The 24793-nt window shown below is 71.8% G+C and carries 19 protein-coding genes; 11 read left to right on the top strand and 8 right to left on the bottom strand.

The window, feature by feature from the left end:
* Positions 1-6: 6 nt before the first annotated feature.
* Both HW130_RS19595 and HW130_RS19590 read right to left on the bottom strand, forming a co-directional pair.
* On the bottom strand, positions 7-378 hold the full coding sequence (locus HW130_RS19595; RefSeq protein WP_177150923.1) for a hypothetical protein: 372 nt from the start codon (positions 376-378) through the stop codon (positions 7-9).
* 44 nt (positions 379-422) lie between these two features.
* Entirely contained in the window at positions 423-932 is a 510-nt protein-coding gene (locus HW130_RS19590; protein WP_177150922.1) for a nuclear transport factor 2 family protein, read from the bottom strand.
* 127 nt (positions 933-1059) lie between these two features.
* Between HW130_RS19590 and HW130_RS19585 the strand changes: the two genes are divergently transcribed.
* The 4 genes from HW130_RS19585 to HW130_RS19570 all read left to right on the top strand — a co-directional run bounded on the left by HW130_RS19585 (position 1060) and on the right by HW130_RS19570 (position 8425).
* Complete coding sequence (locus tag HW130_RS19585; RefSeq protein WP_375256553.1) at positions 1060-4983, top strand: ABC transporter ATP-binding protein; 3924 nt, start codon at positions 1060-1062, stop codon at positions 4981-4983.
* 110 nt (positions 4984-5093) lie between these two features.
* The gene (locus HW130_RS19580) at positions 5094-6386 is read left to right on the top strand and encodes a hypothetical protein (RefSeq protein ID WP_177150920.1); all 1293 of its coding nucleotides are present in this window, start codon (positions 5094-5096) and stop codon (positions 6384-6386) included.
* Positions 6387-6557: 171 nt separating this feature from the next.
* Positions 6558-6884, top strand: coding sequence for a hypothetical protein (locus HW130_RS19575; protein WP_177150965.1), 327 nt, complete (start codon positions 6558-6560; stop codon positions 6882-6884).
* Between the two features lie 113 nt (positions 6885-6997).
* Positions 6998-8425 (top strand): S28 family serine protease, encoded by a 1428-nt coding sequence (locus HW130_RS19570; protein WP_177150919.1) that lies wholly within the window; start codon positions 6998-7000, stop codon positions 8423-8425.
* A 58-nt stretch (positions 8426-8483) separates the two neighbouring features.
* Here the strand turns inward: HW130_RS19570 and HW130_RS19565 are convergent, their stop codons facing one another.
* Entirely contained in the window at positions 8484-10301 is a 1818-nt protein-coding gene (locus HW130_RS19565) for a glycoside hydrolase family 3 protein (RefSeq protein WP_177150918.1), read from the bottom strand.
* A gap of 192 nt (positions 10302-10493) precedes the next feature.
* Positions 10494-11405 (bottom strand): LysR family transcriptional regulator, encoded by a 912-nt coding sequence (locus tag HW130_RS19560; RefSeq protein WP_177150917.1) that lies wholly within the window; start codon positions 11403-11405, stop codon positions 10494-10496.
* A 106-nt stretch (positions 11406-11511) separates the two neighbouring features.
* On the opposite strand from HW130_RS19560, the gene HW130_RS19555 reads away from it, so the two are divergent.
* Entirely contained in the window at positions 11512-12432 is a 921-nt protein-coding gene (locus tag HW130_RS19555) for an EamA family transporter (protein ID WP_177150964.1), read from the top strand.
* A 49-nt stretch (positions 12433-12481) separates the two neighbouring features.
* Complete coding sequence (locus HW130_RS19550) at positions 12482-13681, top strand: DUF1266 domain-containing protein (protein ID WP_177150963.1); 1200 nt, start codon at positions 12482-12484, stop codon at positions 13679-13681.
* Here the strand turns inward: HW130_RS19550 and HW130_RS19545 are convergent.
* The 4 genes from HW130_RS19545 to HW130_RS19530 form a co-directional block, all read right to left on the bottom strand.
* Positions 13662-14273: a DUF6058 family natural product biosynthesis protein gene (locus tag HW130_RS19545; protein WP_177150916.1), complete on the bottom strand. Its 612-nt coding sequence runs from the start codon at positions 14271-14273 to the stop codon at positions 13662-13664. The two genes, HW130_RS19550 and HW130_RS19545, sit on opposite strands and share 20 nt — an antisense overlap.
* 46 nt (positions 14274-14319) lie before the next feature.
* Positions 14320-15135, bottom strand: coding sequence for a sugar phosphate isomerase/epimerase (locus HW130_RS19540; protein WP_177150915.1), 816 nt, complete (start codon positions 15133-15135; stop codon positions 14320-14322).
* On the bottom strand, positions 15132-16082 hold the full coding sequence (locus HW130_RS19535) for a bifunctional helix-turn-helix transcriptional regulator/GNAT family N-acetyltransferase (protein WP_177150914.1): 951 nt from the start codon (positions 16080-16082) through the stop codon (positions 15132-15134). The genes HW130_RS19540 and HW130_RS19535 overlap by 4 nt, the downstream gene beginning before the upstream one ends.
* Positions 16083-16362: 280 nt before the next feature.
* Positions 16363-17460, bottom strand: coding sequence for a LacI family DNA-binding transcriptional regulator (locus HW130_RS19530; RefSeq protein WP_177150913.1), 1098 nt, complete (start codon positions 17458-17460; stop codon positions 16363-16365).
* 137 nt (positions 17461-17597) lie between these two features.
* Here HW130_RS19530 and HW130_RS19525 point away from each other — a divergent pair, with 137 nt between their 5' ends.
* From HW130_RS19525 to HW130_RS19505, 5 genes are all read left to right on the top strand, one after another.
* On the top strand, positions 17598-18749 hold the full coding sequence (locus HW130_RS19525) for a Gfo/Idh/MocA family protein (RefSeq protein WP_177150912.1): 1152 nt from the start codon (positions 17598-17600) through the stop codon (positions 18747-18749).
* Entirely contained in the window at positions 18746-19900 is a 1155-nt protein-coding gene (locus tag HW130_RS19520; protein WP_177150911.1) for a dihydrodipicolinate synthase family protein, read from the top strand. Before HW130_RS19525 ends, HW130_RS19520 begins: the two co-directional genes overlap by 4 nt.
* Positions 19897-20727 (top strand): sugar phosphate isomerase/epimerase family protein, encoded by an 831-nt coding sequence (locus HW130_RS19515; RefSeq protein WP_309140485.1) that lies wholly within the window; start codon positions 19897-19899, stop codon positions 20725-20727. The genes HW130_RS19520 and HW130_RS19515 overlap by 4 nt, the downstream gene beginning before the upstream one ends.
* Positions 20728-20951: 224 nt before the next feature.
* Positions 20952-23171: an ATP-dependent RecD-like DNA helicase gene (locus HW130_RS19510; protein WP_177150961.1), complete on the top strand. Its 2220-nt coding sequence runs from the start codon at positions 20952-20954 to the stop codon at positions 23169-23171.
* Positions 23172-23418: 247 nt separating this feature from the next.
* Positions 23419-24708: a citrate synthase gene (locus HW130_RS19505; protein ID WP_177150910.1), complete on the top strand. Its 1290-nt coding sequence runs from the start codon at positions 23419-23421 to the stop codon at positions 24706-24708.
* Positions 24709-24793 lie beyond the last annotated feature (85 nt).

Here is a 24793-nt window from a genome sequence, read left to right as displayed (position 1 = left end):
GGCCGATCACTCCAGCAGTGCGCCGTGAGCGGCCGTGTACGCGGCCATCCGCAGGCGGTACCCCTCGTCGAACCTGTCCGGCTCCCCGTCCGAGAGGAAGCCGGGCAGTTCTCCCTTGGGCGGGAGGCAGTCCGGTATGGCCCGGAACAGCTCGTCGGCCGCCGCGCCGTGCGCGCGTCCCCGGCGCCGGGCCCGGACCAGGTGGTCACCCGCCTCGCCCAGCATGCCCGGCAGCCACTTCAGCGGGCTGGTCCACACCTTGTCGTTCGGCCGCAACTCCTCCAGCTTCCGGTGGGCGGCGCCGAGAGCCTCCAGCGCCCGGAGGGTCGCGTACAGCTGGCCGCTGAGATGACCACGGCTCGGCGGAGCGTCGGGCATGTCCCCTCCCTCGCAAGGGCCCGGGCGATGCCCGCCGGGCGCCGTCAGTGACTACCCACGGCTGTGTCCGGCGAACCGGTGCCTGCCTGCGGGCCCAGTCCCTCCGGCAGACGCGGCGGGGTCCCCCGCGTCCACACGACGCGCAGGGCCGTCGCCGAGATGCGCCAGCCCTCCGCCGTCCTGACCAGCTCCGTCTCGGAGAGGCCGGCGGAGACGAAGACGTCCTCCGAGCCGTCCGCCAGGACGTGGGTGCTCAACTGCGGGCCGCGGGCCGTGGCCCGGTCGCCGTCGATCTCGATCACGGGGCTGCCGCCCAGGTGCACCGTCCGGTCGAACAGGGCCATGGCGCGGGCGACCGTCGCCCGCACGGCGTCGCGTCCGTGGACCGTGCCCACAGGCATCTCGGCGGTGACGTCCTCGGTGTGGAAGGCGCGGGCCCACTCCTCGTCGAGGACGTCCTCGTCCAGGGAGCGGAGGTAGCGGGCGAGGAGGTCGGTGATCTCGGCCCGGTCGGTCAGCGCGCGCAGCTCGAGCCGCATCTGGGTGATGTCCATGACCGCGATCCTGGTACCTCGAGCATGATTGAGGTCAAGGCCGGAGCCGGTGCTCTTCGTGGCGTGGGCGCGCCCGTCCCGCGTCCGGGCGGTCCTAGGACCAGGGACGGGGATTTGTTGCGGAGGGATGAAATCCGTTCCGGTCCGCGTTGGTGCCTTCCGGAAGATCAGATCGTCGGGATCAGCGAGATCCGAGTATGCGGACGGGGAGGCCCAGGTGGCTGCGGCGGCTCGAAAAGAGGACGGCTGGGCGCGGCGTCTGGCCGGTTACGCCTGGCGTTACCGGCGCAACGTGGTGCTCGCGCTCGGGTCCTCGCTCGGCGGCATGGCCGTCATGGCGCTCGTACCGCTCATCATCAAGGTCGTCATCGACGACGTCATCGGGGCGAAGTCCCTCCCTCAGACTTCGTCCGGGGGTGCCCCCAGACTCGCCGTGTGGACCGGTCTGCTGATCGCCGCGGCCCTCGCGGTATACGTCCTCACCTACATCCGCCGCTACTACGGCGGCCGGCTCGCGCTCGACGTCCAGCACGACCTGCGCACCGAGATGTACGGCACGATCACCCGGCTCGACGGGCGGCGCCAGGACGAGCTGTCGACCGGCCAGGTCGTCGGACGGGCGACCAGCGACCTCCAGCTCATCCAGGGCCTGCTCTTCATGCTGCCGATGACCATCGGCAACTTCCTGCTCTTCGCGATCTCCCTGGCCATCATGGCGTGGCTGTCCCTGCCGCTCACCCTGATCGCCCTCGCCGTCGCCCCCGCCCTGTGGATCATTGCCAAGCGCAGCCGTACCCGGCTCCATCCGGCCACCTGGTACGCGCAGAGCCAGGCCGGGGCCGTCGCCGGAGTCGTCGACGGGGCGGTGTCGGGCGTGCGGGTCGTGAAGGGGTTCGGGCAGGAGGAGCAGGAGACCGGGAAGCTGCGCGAGGCGAGCCGGAAGCTGTTCGCGGGCAGGCTGCGGACGATCCGGCTCAACGCGCGGTACACGCCCGCCCTGCAGGCCGTCCCGGCGCTCGGCCAGGTGGCCATGCTCGCGGTCGGCGGGTGGCTGGCGACGAAGGGCGAGATCACGCTCGGCACGTTCGTCGCCTTCTCGACGTACCTCGCGCAGCTCGTCGGACCGGTCCGGATGCTGGCCATGGTGCTCACCTTCGGTCAGCAGGCACGGGCCGGTGTGGAGCGGGTGCTGGAGCTCATCGACACCCGGCCGTCCCTCAGTGAGGGCACGAAGGAGCTGCCGGCGGACGCCGAGGCGAGCGTCGAGTTCGACGACGTGAGCTTCGCCTACGCGGACGGCAGGCCGGTCCTGGACGGCTTCTCGCTGGAGATCCGGCCCGGCGAGACCGTCGCGGTCGTCGGGGCGTCCGGCAGCGGCAAGTCCACCGTCTCGCTCCTGCTGCCGCGCTTCTACGACGTCACGCGCGGCGCCGTCCTCGTCGGTGGCCACGACGTGCGGGAGCTGACCTTCGACTCGCTGCGGTCCGCCATCGGAATCGTGCCCGAGGACAGCTTCCTGTTCTCCGACACCGTCCGCGCGAACATCGCGTACGGGAGGCCGGGCGCGACGCAGGACGAGATCGACCGGGCCGCCCGCGCCGCCCAGGCCGACCGGTTCATCGCCGAGCTGCCCGACGGCTACGACACCAAGGTCGGTGAGCACGGACTGACCCTCTCGGGCGGCCAGCGCCAGCGCGTCGCGCTGGCCCGCGCGATCCTCACCGACCCGCGCCTGCTCCTCCTGGACGACGCCACCTCCGCCGTCGACGCCCGCGTGGAGCACGAGATCCACGAAGCGCTGCGGCAGGTCATGGCGGGCCGGACGACCCTGCTCATCGCCCACCGCCGCTCCACTCTGGGCCTCGCCGACCGGATCGCCGTCCTGGACGGGGGCCGGCTCGCCGACATCGGCACGCACGAGGAGCTCCAGGAGCGCTCCGCGCTCTACCGCCGGCTGCTGACCGACCCCGACGAGCTCGGCGGCGTCTCGCCCGGCCACGTGCTTCCGCAGGCCCCGCCCGAGCCGGACGAGGACCGCACCGTGCGGGAGGAACTGGACGCGGAGTTCGACGCCGAGCGTGGCATCACCCGCCGGCTGTGGGTGCGCGACGAACGAGCCGAGGAGGCAAGGGAGGCCAAGGAGGACGCGAGCGCCACTCCCGAACTGCTCGCCCAGGTCGAGGCGCTTCCCCCGGCCACGGACACCCCCGACATCGACGAGGCACGGGCCGTACGGGCCGAACCGGCCGGCGACCGTGCGGGGGAGGGCGGCCGGCTCCGATCGCTCCTGCGCGGCTTCGGCCTGCCCCTGCTGGTCAGCCTGCTGCTCGTCGCCGTCGACGCGGGCATGGGCCTGCTGCTGCCCGTGCTGATCCGGCAGGGCATCGACGAGGGCGTCGAACAGCTCGCGCTCGGCGCGGTGTGGACGGCGTCCCTCCTCGCGCTCGGCACCGTCGTCGTCCAGTGGGCCGCCCAGACCGGCGAGATCCGCAAGACGGGACGCACCGGCGAGCGGGTCCTGTACGCCCTGCGCCTGAAGATCTTCGCCCAGCTCCAGCGGCTCGGCCTCGACTACTACGAGCGGGAGCTGACCGGCCGGATCATGACCCGGATGACGACGGACGTGGACGCGCTGTCCACGTTCCTGCAGACGGGACTGGTCACCGCGTTCGTCTCGGTGGTCACCTTCTTCGGCATCATGGTCGCGCTCGTCGTCATCGACGTGCAGCTGGCCCTCGTCGTGTTCGCCACCCTGCCGGTCCTGATCGTCGGCACGTACTTCTTCCGCAGGAAGAGCGTGAAGGCCTATGAGCTGGCCCGTGAGCGCATCAGCGTCGTCAACGCCGATCTCCAGGAGTCCGTCTCCGGGCTGCGGATCGTGCAGGCGTTCCGGCGCGAGCGCGACGGCGTGGCCGACTTCACGGCGCGCAGCGACAGCTACCGCGAGGCCCGTGTCCGCGGCCAGTGGCTGATCTCCGTCTACTTCCCCTTCGTCCAGCTGCTGTCGTCGGTGGCGGCCGCGGCCGTGCTGATCGTCGGCGCGGGGCGGGTGGAGGCCGGGACCCTCACCACGGGTGCGCTCGTCGCCTACCTCCTGTACATCGACCTCTTCTTCGCGCCCGTGCAGCAGCTCTCGCAGGTCTTCGACGGCTACCAGCAGGCCTCCGTGTCGCTGGGCCGGGTGCAGGAACTGCTGCGGGAGCCGACGTCGACGGCCACCGCGGAACGGCCGCGCGAGGTGCGCAAGCTGCGCGGCGACATCGCCTTCGAGAACGTGTCGTTCGCCTACGGTTCCGGCGGCGACGAGGAGGAGGCGCTGACCGGCATCGACCTGCGCATCCCGGCCGGGCAGACCGTCGCGTTCGTCGGGGAGACCGGTGCCGGCAAGTCCACGCTGGTCAAGCTCGTGGCCCGATTCTACGACCCGACCGACGGCCGCATCTCGGTCACTCTCGACGACTCCTCCCCGGGCGACCGGGGTGACGGCCCCGGGGGAGGCCACGACCTGCGCGAGCTGGACCTGACCGCCTACCGGCACCGGCTGGGCGTCGTCCCCCAGGAGGCGTACCTCTTCTCCGGCACGGTCCGCGACGCCATCGCCTACGGCCGGCCCGGAGCGAGCGACGCCGAGGTGGAGGCCGCGGCCAGGGCCGTCGGCGCGCACGACATGATCGCCACCCTCGACGGCGGCTACCTGCACGAGGTCTCCGAGCGCGGGCGCAATCTCTCGGCCGGACAGCGCCAGCTGATCGCCCTCGCCCGCGCCGAACTGGTCGACCCCGACGTGCTGCTGCTCGACGAGGCGACCGCCGCCCTGGACCTGGCGACCGAGGCACAGGTCACCCAGGCCACGGACCGGCTGACCGGCCGCCGCACCACGCTGGTGGTCGCGCACCGGCTCACCACCGCGGCCCGTGCGGACCGGGTCGTGGTGATGGACCACGGGCGGGTCGCCGAGGACGGCACGCACGACGAACTCCTCGCGCGCGACGGCCACTACGCCGCCCTGTGGCGCACCTTCATAGGGGAGGACGAGCCCGCGACCGTGTGACGGGCGGGTGCCGGGCACGTACAACCTTTCGGTACGGGCGGCTGTCTTGCGTACCGAACGCGTTCAACGGTGCGTTCGCGTCCGTTCACCGTCTTGTGCAGAGGGACCTCATGCCCACATCTCGTGCCCGCCGCCGTGCCGGCCTCGGCGCGGCGAGCGCCGTAGCCCTGATCGCCCTCGGTTCCGTGCCCGCCGCCGCGCAGGACGGCGAAGGACTCGTCCTGGGGCCGATCGCGCCCGTCGAGGGGGTGAAGCCCGGCAGCGGCTTCGAGCTGCCGGTCACCTTCCGGAACGAGGGCACCGAAGCGCTGGACAAGGTCTGGCTCACGTACGCCGTCACCCAGGGCCTCGCCCACACCGAGCTGCCCTCCAACTGCGTGCGCTACGACATCCCTTCGGCCGACGAGTCGCCGCGTAACTCCATGGCGCAGTGCGAGTACGTGCAGCCGATCGAGGCGGGTGCGGTGTACGCGCCCGAGAAGCCGCTCGCGCTGAACGCCCAGGACTGGGCGCTGCACGACGTGGTGCACGTGTCCGTCGCGCGCTACGGCGAGGGGCCCGGCGACAGCGGCGCCCAGCCCGTGCGGGGCACGGGACCGGCGCAGAAACTCGTCAAGCAGACCTCCGACGGGGCCGGCTTCTCGCAGCGCTTGGTCACCGTGCCGGTGAACGCGGACAGCACGGCCGACTTCCAGGTGACGGGTGCGCGGCTGAAGGCACGCGCGGGGGACACGGTCTCCGCCGAGCTGTCGTTCCGCAATGCCGGGCCCGGCTGGGTGCTGAGTGAGGCGGGCATCCCCGCGCACGAGGTCACCGTCACCCTCCCGGCCGGCACGAAGGCCGCGAGGGTCGCCGACCTGTGCAACGCCACCGACGATCCGCGGCGCTTCACCTGCGGCAGCTGGAACCACTGGGTGGAGGAGGACCGCGTCGAGCGGCTCACCTTCCGGCTGAAGGTGGAGAAGCTGATGCCCGGGGCCAAGGGCACGGTGGCGCTCACCGGCGGACCGCGGCCGTTCGACAAGAGCGCGGCGAACGACACGGCCGAGATCGTCGTCGAGGCGGCGGACGGGACGTCGGGCGGCGGATCGGCCACCGGCGGATCGGCCACGGGCGGCTCCGGCGGCAGCGGCGGCTCCGAGTCGGGCGGCGGCTCCGCGACGGGCGGCTCCGGCGGCGCGGGCGGTTCCTCCTCCTCGACGGGTGGCAGCACCGGATCGGCCTCGGCGGGCGGTTCCTCCTCGTCGACGGGCGGCGGCACCGGATCGGCCACGACCGGCGGCAACCTGGCCTCCACCGGCTCCGGTTCGGCCCTGCCGGTCGCGGCCGGCGCGGCAGCGGCTGTGGTCGCGGGCACCGGCGTCGTCGTCGCCATGCGCCGCCGCGCGGCCCGCACGCAGTAGCCCGCGCGAGGCCCGACGCGGCCCATCGCAACCAATCCCGCCATGTGTGCGTCGTACGCCTGTACGGAGCAGTGGCAGTGGGGAGCGGACGTGGTCGGTCGGGTGGGGAACGGGAACAAGCACGTACGGCGGGCCGCCCGGGCGCTCGCCGTGCTGACGGCCGCGTCCGCCATGGCGCTGGCGGGCCCAGGTCTCCAGACCGCCCAGGCGGCGGCGCCGTGCGCCGGACGCCTGGCGAAGTCCCTCTCCTTCGCCACCGGGGAGCTGAGGGTCTACCAGAACAGGCAGCAGGTCTGCGCCGTCACCCTCGCCAGGAACCCCGGCGCCAGGCGGCCCATGTCCGTCTCCCTCCAGGTGCGCGGCGACCGTGCGGAGACGGACAGCGGGAGCTTCAGGCGCCAGGCCGGGCCGGTCACCGTGCCGGCACGCGGCCGCTGCGTGAAGGCCACCGGTTCCGTCTCCGGCACCTCTCGCTCGACCGGCTGGATCCTGTGCTGAGCGCTCCTTGGTCAGCCACCCCGCGGCCAACTGGGGGTGGCGGGCCCGGTGTTGGCACCGCTAGGTTCACCGCGACCGTTTGATCTCAAGGGGAGATCTTCAGGGGAGGGTGAATGCGCAAGGCGTTCAGATGGCTGCTGTCGCTGGTGGTGCTCATAGGCACCGTGAGCGCGGCCGGAGCGACGGCCGGTGCGGCGACCGCCGCCGAGCCGACGGCCGGCACGGACATCAAGGACCGGATCCTGGCGATTCCGGGCATGAGTCTCATCGAGGAGAAGCCGTACCCGGGTTACCGGTTCTTCGTCCTCAACTACACACAGCCGGTCGACCACCGGCGCCCGGACAAGGGCACCTTCAAGCAGCGGATCACCCTGCTGCACAAGGACACCAATCGCCCCACCGTCTTCTTCACCTCCGGCTACAACGTGTCCACCACGCCGCGCCGCAGTGAGCCGACGACCATCATCGACGGCAACCAGGTCTCCCTGGAGTACCGTTTCTTCACGCCGTCGCGGCCCGCTCCCGCGGACTGGTCGACGCTGGACATCCGGCAGGCCGCCAGCGACCAGCACCGGGTCTTCGCAGAGCTGAAGAAGATCTACACCAAGAAGTGGCTGTCCACCGGCGGCTCCAAGGGCGGCATGACCGCCACGTACTACGAGCGCCACTACCCGCGCGACATGGACGGTGTCGTCGCCTACGTCGCACCCAACGACGTCGTCAACAACGAGGACAGCGCCTACGACCGCTTCTTCGAGAACGTCGGCACCAAGGAGTGCCGCGACAGGCTGAACGCGGTGCAGCGCGAGGCCCTCGTGCGCCGTGAGCCGCTGGAGGCCGTGTACGAGAAGTACGCGGCGGACAACAAGCTCACGTTCGACACCGTCGGCGGCCTGGACCGCGCCTTCGAGGCCGTCGTCCTCGACTACGTGTGGGCGTTCTGGCAGTACAGCCTGCTCGCCGACTGCGACACGATCCCGGCCGCGGCCACCGCCACGAACCAGGAGATCTGGGACAGCATCGACGCGATCTCGGGCTTCTCCGCCTACGCGGACCAGGGTCTTTCGACCTACACGCCGTACTACTACCAGGCGGGCACCGAGCTGGGCTCCCCCGACATCGAGCAGCCGCACCTCGACGGCCTGAGCCGCTACGGCTACCAGCCGCCGCGGAACTTCGTGCCGCGTGACATCCCGATGCGGTTCAAGCCGTGGGTCATGAAGGACGTCGACACCTGGGTGCGCCACAACGCCACCCGGATGATGTTCGTCAACGGCCAGAACGACCCGTGGAGCGCCGAACCGTTCCGTCTCGGTGCGGGCGCGCGCGACAGCTACGTCTACACCGCGCCGGGCGCCAACCACGGCGCAAGTGTCGCCCGTCTCGCCGCTGACGAGAAGGCGAAGGCCACCGCCACGATCCTGACATGGGCGGGCGTCGCCTCGGCCGCCGTCCAGGAGGACCCGGCGAAGGCCAGGCCGCTCGCGAAGGCGGATGCCAAGCTCGACAAGCGGGACACGGAGCGCACGCTGCGTCCGTGACCGCCGCGCGACGGGAGGGGCTGTGTCCGCGGTACGGCGGACACAGCCCCTTCGCGCGTCAGCTGTACGACAGCCCGTGGCCGATCGGGAACAGCACCCGCGACGGGTCGTCGGCGCGCTGTACCGGGACCGGCAGCCGGCCCTGCGGTACGGCCGCGCCCGCGACGACCCGGGCGGCGGCGCGGAGTTCGACGTCGGTCCACGAGTAGCTCGTGAGCGCCGCCTTCACCCCGCTGAGCCGGGCGATGTCGTACGGATTGCGGATCGCGAGCGCGACGACCGGCACCCCCGTGGCGACCAGCCGGTCCACCAGCGTGCGCTGCGAACTGGTCGCCGAGACGTTGTAGGTGCCCACGACGACGACGTCCTTGCCCTGTGCGGCGGCCACCGCCTCGGCGATCCTGGCGCTGCTGGGTGCGGTGCCCGTGGACAGAGCGCTCGCCCGGAAGCCCAGCTCGGTGAAGGCGTTGGCCAGCACGGTCGTCGGCGGGCCCGTCGTGCCGCTGGGGGACGCCGGGTCGGCGCCGACGACCAGCAGGTTCGGCCCGCTGCGGCGGCTGAGCGGCAGCAGCCCGTCCGGGTTGGTCAGCAGGGTGGTGGTGCCCTCGGCGATCCGGTCGGCGGCCGCCAGGTGCGGGGCCGTGCCGACGGCGAGGTCCACACCCCGGTGGGTGACGAACGGGTCGCGGAACAGCCCGAGCTTCTCCTTGAGCAGCAGGATCCGCAGGATCGATTCCTCGATGCGGGCGACGCCGAGCTCGCCGCTCCTGACCGCGCCCATCACGCCGTGCCAGGCGACCGCCAGGTCCGGCGGGTTGAGGAGCTGGTCCACGCCCGCGAGCAGTGCGAGCACCGGCACCCGGTGGTCGCCGTACTTGTCCCGCACGCCCTGCATGTTGAGCGCGTCCGTCACGACGACGCCGTCGTAGCCGAGCTCCTCGCGCAGGATGCCGGTGAGGATCGGGCGGGAGAGCGTGGCCGGATCGTTGCTCGGGTCCAGCGCGGGGAACTGGATGTGCGCCGTCATGATCGAGTCGATACCGGCGTCGATCGCCGCCCGGAAGGGCGGTGCGTCGATCCTCTCCCACTCCTCACGGGTGTGGGTGATGACCGGGATGCCGGTGTGGCTGTCCACGGTGGTGTCCCCGTGGCCCGGGAAGTGCTTGGCCGTCGCGGCGATGCCCGCTGCCTGATAGCCCGTCACCTGTGCGGCGGCCATCCGGGCGACGGCGGCCGGATCGGCGCCGAACGACCGTACGCCGATGACCGGGTTGGCCGGGTTCACGTTCACGTCGGCGTCGGGCGCGTAGTTCTGCACGATGCCCATGGCGGCGAGCTCGGTCCCGGCGATGTGCGCGGCGGTACGGGCCGCCGACCGCGAGCCGCCGGCCCCCAGCGCCATCGCGCCCGGCATCAGCGTGGCCGGCTTGCCGACGCGGGCGACGATCCCGTGCTCCTGGTCGGTGGAGATCAGCAGCGGCACGGGCGTGGGCTGGGCGAGCCCGGCCCGCTGGATCCCGTTCGACAGGTCCGCGATCTGGTGCGGGTCACGGGTGTTGTGCGCCCAGGCGAAGTAGATGATGCCGCCGACGTGGTAACGGGCGACGAGCTCGGCGGCCGTGCGGACACCGATCTCCTTGAGGTTCGCGTCGATGTCGGCCTGGTCGGGCGCGGTGGCGGAGTGCCCGTAGACGCGCATCACGAAGAGCTGGCCGACCTTCTCCTCCAGGCTCATCCGGGAGATGAGGCGCTTGAGGCGGTCTCGGGTGCCGGGGGCGGCGGGCGACGCGACGGCGGGCGACGCCACCGCCACCGTCCCGGCGGCGACCGCGGTCGCGGTGAGAAGGGTGCGTCTGGAGAGGTTCCGGTCGTGCACTGGTGCTCCTTCCGGCCTTGCTCGACAAGGGAGTTGCACAAGGGAGGTTGAAGGAAACTGCCAAGGTGCCACGGATATCCGGAAAGTAACTGCCAGGTCAAGGCCCCGCGCAGAACCGGCACGAATGGCGCCTTGGGCCGCGGCTGCACCGCCGGCGGCGGATCGCGCGGCTCCCGCCGCCCGGCCGGCTGATCACCCCTGGGCGGCGACCTGCGGCCACAACCGCTGCAACGTGCGGACCGTCTCCGTGATCGCGGGCCGCCTCGCCGCCCCCGCACGCCACAGCGCGCACAGCCGGCGTCTCGGCACCGGTTCCAGCCGTACGGCCGCCACCTGGGGCGTAAGCGGCCCGCGGCCGAGCCGTGGCACCAGTGCGATGCCGAGCCCGGCGGCCACCAGGGCGACCTGGGTGTGGTTCTCCTCTGCCTGATGGGCGATCAACGGCTCATGGCCCGCTGCCCGCAGGGTGCGCATCAGCCAGTCGTGGCAGACCGTGCCGGGCGGCTGGATGATCCACCGTTCGTCCGCGAGATCCGCACGGCGTACGGACTCCTCGGCGGCCAGCGGATGGCCCGCCGGGACGAGCACGTCGCACAGGTCGTCACCGATCAGGGCCTGCTCCACGCCGGGCGGGGCCGGCATCGGGGCGATGTCCCAGTCGTGCGCCACGGCCAGGTCGATGGCGCCGCGGGAGACGAGGTCGACCGACAGGTGCGGATCGAGCTCCTGCAGCCGCGCGTCCAGGGCGGGGTGACGGCGGGCGAGATCGGCGAGCGCGAGGGGCATCAGGCCCCGCGCCGCGCTGGCGAAACAGGCGACGGCGAGCCGCCCGGACGGCATGCCGCGCTGCTCCTCGAGGCGTACCTCGGCCTCCTCGACGAGGGACAGCAACTGCTGTGCCGTAGCGGCCAGTTGCTGTGCCTCGTCGGTCAGTCGCACGCCGCGGCCCTGCCGCTCCAGCAGCGTCGTACGGGTCTCCCGCTCCAGTTTGGCGATCTGCTGGGAGACCGCCGACGGCGTGTAGCCGAGCGCTGCCGCGGCAGCGCCGACCGAGCCGTGGACGGAGACGGCGTGCAGGGCGCGCAGTCGGCCGAGATCGAGCACAGCGCCTCCTCTCGTAAGCAGTGCTTCATCCAACCATGAAGAAATCCGCGCTGGTCCTGCACGGTCCCCGGCAGCGATGCTCGATGCCATGCCTCCCGCTCGGGTCATGCCTCCCGCCCACATCGCCCTCGCCGCCCTGGTCGCCGCCGTCTGGGGCGTCAACTTCGTCGTCATCGAGATCGGCCTCGACCACTTCCCGCCGCTCCTCTTCTCCGCGCTGCGCTTCCTCGCGGCGGCCCTGCCCGCGGTCTTCTTCGTCGGCCGGCCCAAGGTCGCCTGGAAGTGGATCATCGGCGTGGGACTGGTGCTGGGCGTGGCCAAGTTCGGCCTGCTCTTCACGGGCATGGATCAGGGAGCGCCGGCCGGTCTGTCGTCGCTGATCCTGCAGGTGCAGGCGGTCTTCACGGCCCTGTTCGCCTCTCTGGCCCTCGGCGAACGGCCGGGCCCCGTACGGACCGTCGGCATGGCCGTCGCTCTCGGCGGCATCGCGGTCGCGGCGGTCGACGAGGGCGCGTCGGGCCCGCTGCTGGGCTTCCTGCTCTGCATCGCCGCCGCCGCCTGCTGGGGCGTCTCCAACGTCATGACCCGCAAGGCGTCCCCGCCCGATGCCCTCAACTTCATGGTGTGGGTGAGCATCGTCCCGATCCTCCCGCTGCTCGGGCTCTCCCTGCTCATGGAGGGCGTGGAACGCGACATGGCGGCCCTCCGCTCCCTGGACTGGACCGGCGCCGGCGTCGTGATCTACGTCGCCTGGATCACCACGATCTTCGGCTTCGGCGCCTGGGGTTACCTGATGCGCCATCACCCGGCCTCCTCGGTCGCTCCGTTCTCCTTGCTGGTCCCGGTGTTCGGCATGTCGTCGGCGGCGCTGATCCTCGACGAGTCGGTCAGCCCGTTGCGCTGGTGCGCGGCGGCGCTGCTGGTGGGCGGTGTGGCCCTGACGTCGCTGTCCGGCGGCCGCAGGGCCGTGCAGTCGAGTCGGCAGGGGGAGGCGGAGCCGGATCCGGTCGCGGCCGGGCGGAGCTGAGGTTCTAAGGTGTCCTCCGGCTGACCAACCGGGGGAGTTCATCGTGTCCATGCCGCCGCCCCGCCATCAGGGCTTCGTCCAGCCGGGAGGAACCGGACCGGACGGCTGGCTCGCGCCCACGGACGTCGAACGCAGGCTGTACGAGGCGAAGATGCGGGGCGACTGGGCCGCGTTCTTCGACGTGCTCGCCGGGACGTATCTCTACTGGCCCGTGTCCCGTGCCGAGGCCGAGGCGGGCAGGACGCCGCACGCTCCGTTCCGCAGCCCGGTGACCGGCACCTGGTGCTTCGCCTACTACACCGAGGGCGTCCTGCCGGTACCGCAGCCCGACCCCGTGTTCGAGCCCCGGAGCTTCTCGTACGTGGTGCGCACCTGGGGCAACGACAACCGCTGGCTCGCCATCAACCCCGGTACACCGGGCGAGGCGTACTTCCCCGCGAACCCGCAGACGCTCCACCTGTGGCGGCAGCACGCGGAGCGCATTTCACCCGCCGAATGCGGCACGCTCCGGACCCTGCGGGTCGGCGGACCGCTCCAGGGGGCGGTTGCGCACGGACTGGGCTGCGGAGCCCTCTTCGCGGTGAAGAACGGCGAACTGTGGAATGCCTTGGCCTTCCACGGCTCCGGCTTCGTCGACGAGCGGAACTCGCTCGAGAAGTGGTGGGGGGTGAAGAGCCCCGAAGAGTGGCGGGAGACCCTGCACTCCCTCCTGAACGCGGAGTACGTCAGCCGGGTCTGGGAGTTCGCCCTGTCCGTCCGCCGGTCCCTCGCGCGGCAGTACGGCGGGACGGTCGACACCGCCCTGTGGCGGGAGGCCGCGGCCCACGTCATGCGCCGCAACGCGGAACCCGAGACGGTGCCCCAGTCGGCCCTCAACGGTGTGCAGCAGCTGATCGGCCGCATCACCCGCTACGAAGCCCGCTTCCGCGCGGACGGCCTGCTGCCGGAGGGCCGTCATGTCCGTTCCGTCCTGGCCTGGGACTACGGCCGGGCGGTCAGCATGGCCCGGTGGGGAGTGGCCGCCCGCTTCGGCGACGTGGCGGAGGCGGAAGCCGCCGTCCTGCGCGCCGGCCAGGCCGCCCAGGTCGCGTACCGCTCCTGGGAGGACTTCGGCGCCGGGTTCGTGCTGGGCAGATGCCTCCACTTCGACGAGGAGGAGTTCGGCCCCTGGTACAGGGAGGTCGCGGAGGGCTGCAAGGTGCTCACCTCCGACCCGGAGAGCCCCTGGCTCACGCTCCCGTGGCGATAGCCGACCCGGCACGCGGGTAACGCGCCCGCATCGCGTCGATGCACACGTCACGCGAGGTGGGGCCGCCGAAGCGGAGGCGGTCGTAGCCCGTGAACGCCGGCTCCAGCGTGTCCAGTTCGTCGATGAGCGCGTGCAGCCGGGCCGTCCACCCGGCCGAGCCCGCGTCCGGCGCGGACGGGGCCGCCGTGATGGCCGCCGTCAGACGTTCCTTGCGCCGGATCGTGGCCGGGCTCACCTCGTGCAGGCACACGTACTGCCCGCTCAGGTACGCCTCCCACTCCCGCCGTCCCGTCGCCCTGTCCGCCCAGTGCGCTGTGAACCACGCCTCCAGCCGCTCCGGTCCGCCGGCCCGCTCCGTCAGAGCGAACAGGTCCCGGGGGACCATCTGCGCGCCGTCGGAGCGCAGGTAGCCGGGCAGCGGCAGCAGCCCCGCCAGCATCGTCAGGCGTACGGTTCCCAGATCGCGGCCCTCGGTCGCGCACAGCTCGTCCAGCACGGCGAACTGCGCGGTGACATACGCGTCGTCCGCGGGTGTCATCGGATGGTCGCCGTTGATCCGCCGGAATCGGTCGGCTACTTCCTGCTCGTACATGGGACCTCGTTCCTCGGTGAGACGCCGTCCCCCACATGCTGGGCGCTCATCCCTTCGGCCCCGGCCGAACCGTCCTCGCGCCCCCTCGGATGAGTCCCTGCAGATGCTCCCGGCCCGCCGCGAGCAGCCCCGGCAGCTCGGCCGCCCCCTCGTACCAGCGCTTCTCGTACTCCCAGCACACCCAGCCGTCCGGGTCGGCCAAGGACAGGCACTCGGCGAGCGGAAGCAGACCGGCGCCGAGCGGGAGCGGGGTGAGGTCGCCGCGCGAGGCCACGTCCTTGACCTGGAGGTAGCCGAGGAACGGGCTCAGGCCGGCGTGCGTCGTCCGGGGATCCTCGCCGCCGAGCCACGGGTGCATCACGTCCCACAGCGCGCCCGCGTGCTTGTGGCCGACAGTGCCGAGGACGCGCGAGACATCGGCGCCCGTGCGGTGCGAGTCGTGCGTCTCCAGCAGGATCCGCACCCCCGCGCTCGCCGCGGTCTCCGCGGCCGCTCCCAGCCGACGCGCCGCGATCGCGTCGGCCTCCGACGGGTCCTGGTCGCCGCCGCCCGGGAACACCCGGACGAACGGGGCCCCCAGGTCGCCGGCCAGGCGGACCAACTGGTCCAGCTCCTGCAGGACGGGACCGTCGTCACCGGCCGCCGCGACCCGCGCATACCCGGCGACGGTCAGGATCTCGACACCCGCTTGCCCGAACTCCTTCACCACCGCCTGCCGTTCGGGCGTGGTGAGGCCCAGGTGCACCGGCTCCTCGGGGTGCGTGCGCAGCTCCACGCCCTGGTATCCGGTCGCGGCGGCGAGCGCGGCCACGTCCGCGACGGGCATACCGGGAACGCCGAGGGTCGAGAAAGCGAACTTCATGGGGTCTGTCCTTCCTGCAGGGGCGGTTCGCGCAGGGGCAGCCGCCAGTCCTGGCCGACCAGCTCCGCCCCGTACGAGCGATGCGGTTTCTCCGCGACGAGCGTGAAGCCCGCCCGCTGGTATATCCGGCGGGCGCTGTGCAGCACGTCGTTCGTCCACAACACCATGTCCCGATAACCGGCCCCCCGCGCGAAATCCACGGCTGTGCGCACGAGCCGGTCGCCCAGGCCGTGCTCGCGGGCCTCCGGCTCGACGAGCAGCAGGCGCAGCCGCGCGGTGTACGGGGCGTCGTCCCGTACACACATCACGGAACCCACCGGACGGCCGTCCAGCTCCGCTATCCACACCCGCTCCCGGCTCGGGTCACGGCCCTGCGCGAAGTCGGCGACGATCTTCGCGACGAGGCCCTCGAACTCGGTGTTCCACCCGTACTCCGCCGCGTACAGCGCGCCGTGACGCTGCACGATCCAGCCGAGATCGCCGGGGCCGGGATCGCGCAGCACGGGCTCTGGGACGCCGTCGGGCCGGGTGTCGGACAGCACCTCGCGGACCGTGCGCATCGCCTCGGCCAGCCGCTTGCGCTCCGGCTCCGGCACCCCGTCCAGCAGCGTCCCGACGGCCCGGCGCGACCGCTCGTCCAGCAGGGCCGCGGCCTCCCGTCCGCGCGGGGTGAGCGTGATCCGCTGCCGCCGCGGATCGGCCTCGGACGGCGCCCGCTCGACGAGCTCGTCGCGCTCGAACTTGCCGAGCAGCCGGCTCAGATATCCCGCGTCGAGCGACAGCTCCGCCCGCAGGTCGGCGGCGTCGGTGCGAGGGCTGTGGGCGAGCTCGTAGAGCACGCGGGACTCGGTGAGGGTGTACGGCGTGTAGAGGTGCTTGCCGTAGTCGAGGGCGCCGATGAGGTTCGTGTAGAAGCGGTTGAAGGCGCGGATTTCGTGGACGGACATGGCGGCCTCCGGAGGCATACCTTTGACTGAGTCAAAGCTATGTCCGTGCCGTGGCCGGCTGCAAGAGCCTGCGGGGGGTGCGGACGGGGCGCGCGAGTCACGGGGGCGGCTTGCGCTCGCCGCATGTGCGCGCCCCCCTGTGGCGCTGTTCCGGACGTGCAGGCATCCCCTGGGCCCCGATCCCGCCCCGGAACCTCCGTCCGCGCCTCACCCCGGGCCGCGGCCCTCACCCGCCGCCCCGCCTGAGTCCCCGGCCGGGGTGGGCCCGACTCGCCCGCCGTCAGCCCTCGCCCGTCGTCCGCCCCAGGCCCCCGCCCGGGCGGGCCGTCGACGCGCGCACCATCAGCTCCGCCGCGATCGTCGCGATGCCTCCCGGCGGCGGCGCCTCGTTCCCCATCGCCAGCCGCCCCGCGCGCGCCCCAGCCTCGAACAGCGGCAGCCGCACCGTCGTCAGCGCCGGCACCGCGTCGATCGAGAACGGCAGGTCGTCGAAGCCCGCCACCGAGATGTCGTCCGGGATGCGCAGCCCCTGGTCGCGCAGCGCCGCGCAGGCGCCCAGCGCCACCGTGTCGTTCGCGGCCACCACGGCCGTCAACGCGGGCTCCCGCCGTAGCAGTTCGAGCGTCGCCTCGTATCCCGAGCGCCGGTCGTACGGTCCGTGCACCGTCAGCCGGTCCTGTTCGGCCTCCCCGCCGGCCGGCCCCGCCGCGGCCATCGCCGCACGGTGCCCCTCCAGCCGGTGCCGGGTCGTCGTGCGCTCCACGGGCCCGGCGACGTATCCGATCCGCCGGTGCCCGAGCGAGATCAGGTGCTCGGTGAGGCGCCGCCCGCCGCCTCGGTTGTCGAAGGCGAGGGCCGCGAGGACCGCGTCGCTCCCGGGCAACGGGGGCCGCCCGCAGAGCACCACGCGCGTCCCGGCGTCCGCCAGCTTCGTCAGCTTGGCGCTCATCGCCGCGATGTGCTCCGGGTCCTCGATCGCCCCGCCGGTCAGGATCACCGCCGCGGCCCGCTGGCGCTGGAGAAGGGTCAGGTAGGTCAGTTCCCGCTCCGGGGAGCCGCCGGTGTTGCACACCACGGCCAGCTTCTCGCCGCCGGCCCGGCCCGAGCCCTCCTGTCCGCCGATCTCGGTCTGGGCCGCCCCGGCCATGATCCCGAAGAAGGGGTCGGCGATGTCGTTGACGAGGATGCCGACCAGGTCGGACGTCGCGGCGGCGAGCGAGCTCGCCGGGCCGTTCAGCACGTAGTCCAGTTCGTCGACGGCGCGCAGGACCCGCTCCCGGGTCGACGCCGCGACCGGGTAGTTGCCGTTCAACACGCGGGAGACGGTCGCCGGGGACACCCGGGCGCGCGCCGCCACATCCGCCAGGGTGACTGTCATCGCTTCCTCCGCAGGGATGAACCGGCCCCCCTTGTCCGGGCCGCTGTCGGCAGGCTAGCTTCATACCGCGTAGAAAGCGCTTGCTACGCTCAAATCGGGGATCTCGGGAAAACCGAGCGGAACATGGAGGTACCTTCGTGACACGCAGGACAGTGCGGATCGCCATGAACGGCGTCACCGGACGGATGGGCTACCGCCAGCACCTGGTCCGGTCCCTCCTCGCGATCCGCGAACAGGGCGGTCTCGACCTCGGGGACGGCGACGTCCTGTGGCCCGAGCCCGTCCTCGTCGGCCGCCGCGAGCACGCGCTGCGCGCCATCGCCGACCGGCACGGACTGACGGAGATCTCCACCGACCTCGACGCCGTACTCGCCGACGACACGATCGACGTCTACTTCGACGCCCAGGTCACCTCCGCCCGGGTGGAGGCGCTCAAGAAGGCCGTCGCCGCCGGCAAGCACCTCTACACGGAGAAGCCCACCGCCACCGACCTGGCGGGCGCCCTCGAACTGGCGCGTCTCGCCGCCGCCGCGGGCATCAAGCACGGCGTGGTCCAGGACAAGATCTTCCTGCCGGGCCTGCTGAAGCTGAAGCGCCTGATCGACGGCGGCTTCTTCGGCGAGATCCTGTCCGTGCGCGGCGAGTTCGGCTACTGGGTCTTCGAGGGTGACTGGCAGGAGGCGCAGCGCCCGAGCTGGAACTACCGCGCCGAGGACGGCGGGGGCATCGTCGTCGACATGTTCCCGCACTGGGAGTACGTCCTGCACGAGCTGTTCGGCCGGGTCACCTCCGTCACCGCGCAGGTCGCCACGCACATTCCGCGGCGCTGGGACGAGGACGGCAAGCCGTACGAGGCGACCGCCGACGACGCCGCGTACGGCATCTTCGGGCTGGAGGGCGGCGCGATCGCCCAGATCAACTCCTCCTGGGCGGTCCGCGTCAACCGGGACGAGCTGGTCGAGTTCCAGGTCGACGGCACCCACGGATCGGCGGTCGCGGGCCTGCGCAACTGCCGCGTCCAGCACCGTTCCACCACGCCGAAGCCGGTGTGGAACCCGGACCTGCCCGTCACCGAGTCCTTCCGCGACCAGTGGCAGGAGATCCCGGACAACGCCGAGTTCGACAACGGCTTCAAGGCCCAGTGGGAGCTGTTCCTGCGCCATGTCGCGCTGGACGAGCCGTACCACTGGGACCTGCTGGCCGGCGCGCGCGGCGTGCAGCTCGCCGAGCTCGGACTGCGCTCGTCCGCGGAGGGCCGCCGCATCGACGTTCCGGAGCTCGCGCTGTGACGATCCGGCTCCCGCACCCCGACGGCACGCTCCGCGCGTACGAACCCCGCACGGAGCCGCTGACCTTCACCACGGGCGCGCCTCTCACCTCCCGTACGGTCTTCTCCGCCGCCCACGTCGTGGCCGACCCGTACGCCGACACCACCCCCGACTCTCCCGCCGCCGTCGACTGGGACGCCACCCTCGCCTTCCGCCGCCACCTGTGGTCGCACGGTCTGGGCGTAGCGGAGGCGATGGACACCGCGCAGCGCGGGATGGGTTTGGACTGGTCGGGCGCGGCCGAGCTGATCCGCCGCTCGGCGGCCGAGGCCAAGGCGGTCGGCGGCACGATCGCATGCGGGGTGGGCACGGACCAGCTGACCGGGCCCGCGACGCTCGACGAGGTCCGCGCGGCGTACGAGGAACAGCTCGCCCTCGTCGAGTCCACCGGCGCACAGGCGATCCTGATGGCCTCCCGCGCGCTGGCCGCCGCGGCCCGGTCGGCCGACGACTACACCACCGTCTGCACGCACCTGCTGCGCCAGGCGTCGGAGCCGGTGATCCTGCACTGGCTGGGCCCCATGTTCGACCCGGCCCTGGAGGGCTACTGGGGGTCTTCGGACCTGGACGCGGCCACGTCGGTCTTCCTCGACGTGATCGCCGCCCACCCGGACAAGGTCGAGGGCATCAAGGTCTCCCTGCTGGACGCCCGGCGCGAGGTCGACCTGCGCCGCCGCCTTCCGCAGGGCGTGCGCTGCTACACGGGGGACGACTTCGACTACCCGGAACTGATCGCGGGCGACGAACAGGGCTTCAGTCACGCGCTGCTCGGCATCTTCGACCCGCTGGGCCCGCTGGCGGCGGAAGCGGTGCGGGCGCTGGACACGGGCGACGCCGCGGGCTTCCGCAATCTCCTCGACCCCACGGTCGAGCTGTCCCGCCACCTCTTCCAGGCGCCGACGCGCTTCTACAAGACGGGTGTTGTGTTCCTCGCCTGGCTGGCCGGCCACCAGACGCACTTCTCGATGGTGGGCGGCCTCCAGTCCGCGCGCTCGCTGCCGCACCTTGCACGGGCGTACGAACTGGCCGACGGCCTCGGTCTGTTCCCCGACCCCGCGACGGCGGAGTCCCGCATGAGGTCCCTGCTGACGGTCTACGGAGTCCCGCGGTGAATGCCCTCTCGCGCTTCAGCATCAACCAGATGACGGTGAAGCAGCTGTCGCTGCCGTCGCTCGTGGAGGCCTGCGCCCGCCTGGGGGTGACGGCCGTCGGCCTGTGGCGTGAGCCGGTCGCGGCGTACGGCCTGGAGGCGACGGCGAAGCTGGTACGCGACGCGGGCCTTATGGTCACGTCTTTGTGCCGCGGCGGCTTCCTCACCGCTCTGGACCCGGCGGAGCGCACTCGCGCCCTGGAGGACAACCGCGCGGCGATCGACGAGGCGGCCGCCCTGGGCACGGACACCCTGGTCCTGGTCTCGGGCGGCCTCCCGCCGGGCAGCCGCGACCTGGTCGCGGCGCGCGAACGGATCGCGGACGCGCTCTCGGTGCTGGCGCCCTACGCCGGCGACCGCGGCGTCCGCCTGGCGATCGAGCCGCTCCACCCGATGTACGCGGCGGACCGCTGCGTGGTCTCGACCCTGACCCAGGCCCTGGACCTCGCGGAACGCTTCCCGGCCACGCAGGTGGGCGTGGTCGTGGACACGTACCACATCTGGTGGGACGACCGGGCCCCCGACGAGGTCGCCCGCGCAGGCGCACAGGGCCGCATCCACTCCTTCCAACTGGCGGACTGGACGACCCCCCTCCCGGCGGGCGTCCTGAACGGCCGTGGCCAACTGGGCGACGGCGCGATCGACCTGCGTGAGTGGCGCGAGCGCGTGGAGGCGACAGGCTGGACGGGCCGCATCGAGGTGGAGCTGTTCAACGACGGGTTGTGGGTGCGGGACGGGGTGGAGGTGCTGGAGGAGACGGCGGCGAGGTTCGCGGGAGAGGTGTTCTGAGCGCCGGGACGCGGGGAAGCCGCACGGCCCGGCACGTGGTCGGCGGGTGCCCGGCCGGCTGTCGGCCGGTGAACAGAGTGTCGAGCGGCGCCGTGGCACTCACGCGCGCGTTCCCGCGAGCAGCGACGAACGACGGCACGGACCCCCGTGAACCGCACAGTTGTCCACAGGCCTCCCGCGCTGTCCGACCCCGGCGATACCGTCGCCTCATGTCCAACCAGGTCATGCCCCGCCTCGCCGTCCTCGAAGGCGTTCTCGAGCGGATCACGTACGCCAACGAGGAGAACGGCTACACGGTCGCCCGCGTCGACACCGGCCGGGGTGCCGGTGAGCTGCTCACCGTCGTCGGGTCGCTCCTCGGCGCGCAGGTCGGGGAGTCGCTGCGCATGGAGGGGCGTTGGGGCTCCCATCCGCAGTACGGCAAGCAGTTCACCGTGGAGAACTACACGACCGTCCTGCCCGCCACCGTCCAGGGCATACGGCGCTACCTCGGCTCCGGGCTGATCAAGGGGATCGGGCCGCGCATCGCCGAGCGGATCGTCGACCACTTCGGCGTCGACACCCTCGACGTCATCGAGCAGGAGCCGAAGCGGCTCGTCGAGGTGCCCGGTCTCGGGCCGAAGCGGACGAAGCTGATCGGGGCCGCCTGGGAGGAGCAGAAGGCCATCAAGGAGGTCATGGTCTTCCTCCAGGGCGTGGGCGTCTCGACGTCCATCGCCGTGCGCATCTACAAGAAGTACGAGGACGCCTCGATCTCCGTCGTCAAGAACCAGCCGTACCGCCTCGCCGCCGACGTGTGGGGCATCGGCTTCCTGACCGCGGACAAGATCGCGCAGGCGGTCGGCATCCCGCACGACAGTCCGGAGAGGGTCAAGGCTGGCCTGCAGTACGCGCTGTCCCAGTCCACGGATCAGGGGCACTGTTTCCTGCCGGAGGAGCAGTTGATCGCGGACGCGGTGAAGCTGCTCCAGGTGGACACGGGGCTGGTCATCGACTGTCTCGCGGAGCTCGCGGCCGACGAGGAAGGGGTCGTGCGGGAGCAGGTGCCCGGTCCCGACGGCGGTGAGCCGCTCACGGCGGTCTACCTGGTGCCCTTCCACCGGGCCGAGCTGTCCCTCGCCGGCCAGCTGCGCAGGCTGCTGCGCGCCGAGGAGGACCGGATGCCGGCCTTCCGGGACGTCGACTGGGGCAGGGCGCTGGCCTGGCTCGCGGAGCGTACGGGCGCCGAGCTGGCGCCCGAGCAGGAGGCCGCGGTCAGGCTGGCGCTCACGAGCCGGGTGGCCGTACTTACCGGCGGCCCGGGCTGCGGGAAGTCGTTCACGGTGCGGTCGATCGTGGAGCTCGCGCGGGCCAAGAAGGCGAAGGTCGTGCTGGCGGCGCCCACCGGCCGGGCGGCCAAGCGGCTCGCCGAGCTGACCGGGGCCGAGGCGTCGACGGTGCACCGGCTGCTGGAGCTGAGGCCCGGCGGGGACGCGGCGTACGACCGGGACCGGCCGCTCGACGCGGACCTGGTCGTCGTCGACGAGGCGTCGATGCTCGATCTGCTGCTCGCCAACAAGCTGGTCAAGGCGGTGGCGATGGGCGCGCACCTGCTGCTCGTCGGGGACGTGGACCAGCTGCCGAGCGTCGGCGCGGGCGAGGTGCTGCGCGATCTGCTGACGGACGGCGGGCCGGTGCCGAGCGTGCGGCTGACGCGCATCTTCCGGCAGGCCCAGCAGTCGGGCGTCGTCACCAACGCCCACCGGATCAACTCCGGTATGCAGCCGGTCACCTCGGGGATGACGGACTTCTTCCTCTTCGTGGCGGAGGAGACCGAGGACGCGGGCAGGCTGACCGTGGACGTGGCGGCGCGGCGGATTCCGGCCAAGTTCGGGCTCGACCCGCGGCGGGACGTGCAGGTCCTCGCGCCGATGCACCGCGGGCCGGCCGGCGCGGGCACGCTCAACGGACTGCTGCAGCAGGCCATCACCCCGGCCCGGCCGGACCTGCCGGAGAAGCGGTTCGGCGGGCGGGTGTTCCGCGTGGGCGACAAGGTGACCCAGATCCGCAACAACTACGACAAGGGGCGCAACGGCGTCTTCAACGGCACGGTCGGGGTCGTCACCTCGCTCCAGCCCGACGACCAGCGCCTGACTGTCCTGACGGACGAGGACGAGGAGGTGCCGTACGACTTCGACGAGCTCGACGAGCTGGCGCACGCGTACGCGGTCACGATCCACCGCTCCCAGGGCAGCGAGTACCCGGCCGTGGTGATCCCGGTCACCACCGGGGCCTGGATGATGCTCCAGCGGAACCTGCTCTACACGGCCGTCACCCGCGCCAGAAAGCTCGTCGTGCTGGTCGGCTCCCGGAAGGCGATAGGGCAGGCCGTGCGTACGGTTTCCGCAGGCAGGCGCTTCACCGCGCTGGACCACCGGCTGGTGGGCGGGCCGCCGGTCGGCTGAGCGGCCCGGCGGCGGTTCGGGTGACCTGCCCCGAGGGAAGGTGCCGGGGAGGGTGGGAAACACCACGCCTGCCCCGTCCCGGCTTTCAGAACCAGGGCGAAGGGGGCAAGATGAGCAGGTTGGCGGCACTGAGTGCCGCCGATGGGCCCAATGGTCGACCCCGAGTGCACTCTCCTGAGCCAAATGGGGGATGGTAGAGACAGTCAGGGCACCTCGAAGTAGAGGCACTACGTCGGTGAGGGATGACGTGAGCGACAACTCTGTAGTACTGCGGTACGCGGACGGTGAATACACCTACCCGGTGGTCGAGAGCACCGTCGGTGACAAGGGCTTCGACATCGGGAAGCTCCGAGCCCAGACCGGTCTGGTGACCCTGGACAGTGGATACGGCAATACCGCCGCCTACAAATCCGCGATCACCTACCTCGACGGCGAGCAGGGCATTCTGCGCTACCGCGGCTACCCGATCGAGCAGCTGGCCGAGCGTTCCACCTTCCTCGAGGTGGCGTACCTGCTGATCAACGGTGAGCTTCCCACGGTCGACCAGCTTGCGGGGTTCAGGGGCGAGATCACGCAGCACACCCTGCTGCACGAGGACGTCAAGCGGTTCTTCGACGGCTTCCCGCGCGACGCCCACCCGATGGCCATGCTCTCCTCCGTGGTCAGTGCGCTGTCGACGTTCTACCAGGACAGCCACAACCCGTTCGACGAGAAGCAGCGCCACCTGTCCACGATCCGGCTGCTGGCCAAGCTCCCGACGATCGCGGCCTACGCGTACAAGAAGTCGATCGGCCACCCCTTCGTCTACCCGCGCAACGACCTCGGGTACGTCGAGAACTTCCTGCGCATGACCTTCTCGGTCCCCGCCCAGGAGTACGAGCTGGACCCGGTCGTGGTCTCCGCGCTCGACAAGCTGCTGATCCTGCACGCGGACCACGAGCAGAACTGTTCCACCTCGACGGTGCGCCTCGTCGGCTCCTCGCAGGCGAACATGTTCGCCTCGATCTCCGCCGGCATCAGCGCCCTGTGGGGCCCGCTGCACGGTGGCGCCAACCAGTCCGTCCTGGAGATGCTCGAGGGCATCCAGGCAGGCGGCGGCGACGTCGACTCCTTCATCCGCAAGGTGAAGAACAGGGAGGACGGCGTCCGCCTGATGGGCTTCGGCCACCGCGTCTACAAGAGCTTCGACCCCCGGGCGAAGATCATCAAGGCGGCGGCGCACGACGTCCTCTCGGCCCTCGGCAAGTCGGACGAGCTGCTGGACATCGCCCTGAAGCTGGAGGAGCACGCGCTCTCCGACGAGTACTTCGTCTCGCGCAACCTCTACCCGAACGTGGACTTCTACACGGGTCTGATCTACCGCGCGATGGGCTTCCCGACGGAGATGTTCACCGTCCTCTTCGCCCTCGGCCGTCTGCCGGGCTGGATCGCCCAGTGGCACGAGATGATCAAGGAGCCCGGCTCCCGCATCGGTCGTCCGCGCCAGATCTACACCGGCGAGGTCCTGCGCGACTTCGTCCCCGTCGAGGCCCGCTAGACGCGCGAGGACCGGTCGCCGCGGCCGAACCTTCCCGGACCGGGCCCGGCCCGGTCCGGTGGGCTGCGCCCCGGTCCAGAGTCTG

It is taken from the genome of Streptomyces sp. PKU-EA00015, from assembly GCF_013387495.1.
Taxonomy (GTDB): Bacteria; Actinomycetota; Actinomycetes; order Streptomycetales; family Streptomycetaceae; genus Streptomyces.
The sequence above is the reverse complement of the archived record's forward strand: the minus strand, read 5'-3'. Positions and strand labels throughout refer to the sequence as shown.

Excerpts from the sequence above, each read along its gene's own strand:
- HW130_RS19580 (WP_177150920.1), top strand. The coding sequence starts at position 5,094 with ATGCCCACATCTCGTGCCCGCCGCCGTGCCGGCCTCGGCGCGGCGAGC.
- HW130_RS19530 (WP_177150913.1), bottom strand. The coding sequence starts at position 17,460 with ATGACAGTCACCCTGGCGGATGTGGCGGCGCGCGCCCGGGTGTCCCCG.
- HW130_RS19535 (WP_177150914.1), bottom strand. The coding sequence starts at position 16,082 with ATGTCCGTCCACGAAATCCGCGCCTTCAACCGCTTCTACACGAACCTC.
- HW130_RS19575 (WP_177150965.1), top strand. The coding sequence starts at position 6,558 with ATGGCGCTGGCGGGCCCAGGTCTCCAGACCGCCCAGGCGGCGGCGCCG.
- HW130_RS19510 (WP_177150961.1), top strand. The coding sequence starts at position 20,952 with ATGCCCCGCCTCGCCGTCCTCGAAGGCGTTCTCGAGCGGATCACGTAC.
- HW130_RS19555 (WP_177150964.1), top strand. The coding sequence starts at position 11,512 with ATGCCTCCCGCCCACATCGCCCTCGCCGCCCTGGTCGCCGCCGTCTGG.
- HW130_RS19540 (WP_177150915.1), bottom strand. The coding sequence starts at position 15,135 with ATGAAGTTCGCTTTCTCGACCCTCGGCGTTCCCGGTATGCCCGTCGCG.
- HW130_RS19570 (WP_177150919.1), top strand. The coding sequence starts at position 6,998 with ATGCGCAAGGCGTTCAGATGGCTGCTGTCGCTGGTGGTGCTCATAGGC.
- HW130_RS19595 (WP_177150923.1), bottom strand. The coding sequence starts at position 378 with ATGCCCGACGCTCCGCCGAGCCGTGGTCATCTCAGCGGCCAGCTGTAC.
- HW130_RS19545 (WP_177150916.1), bottom strand. The coding sequence starts at position 14,273 with ATGTACGAGCAGGAAGTAGCCGACCGATTCCGGCGGATCAACGGCGAC.
- HW130_RS19550 (WP_177150963.1), top strand. The coding sequence starts at position 12,482 with ATGCCGCCGCCCCGCCATCAGGGCTTCGTCCAGCCGGGAGGAACCGGA.
- HW130_RS19590 (WP_177150922.1), bottom strand. The coding sequence starts at position 932 with ATGGACATCACCCAGATGCGGCTCGAGCTGCGCGCGCTGACCGACCGG.
- HW130_RS19585 (WP_375256553.1), top strand. The coding sequence starts at position 1,060 with ATGAAATCCGTTCCGGTCCGCGTTGGTGCCTTCCGGAAGATCAGATCG.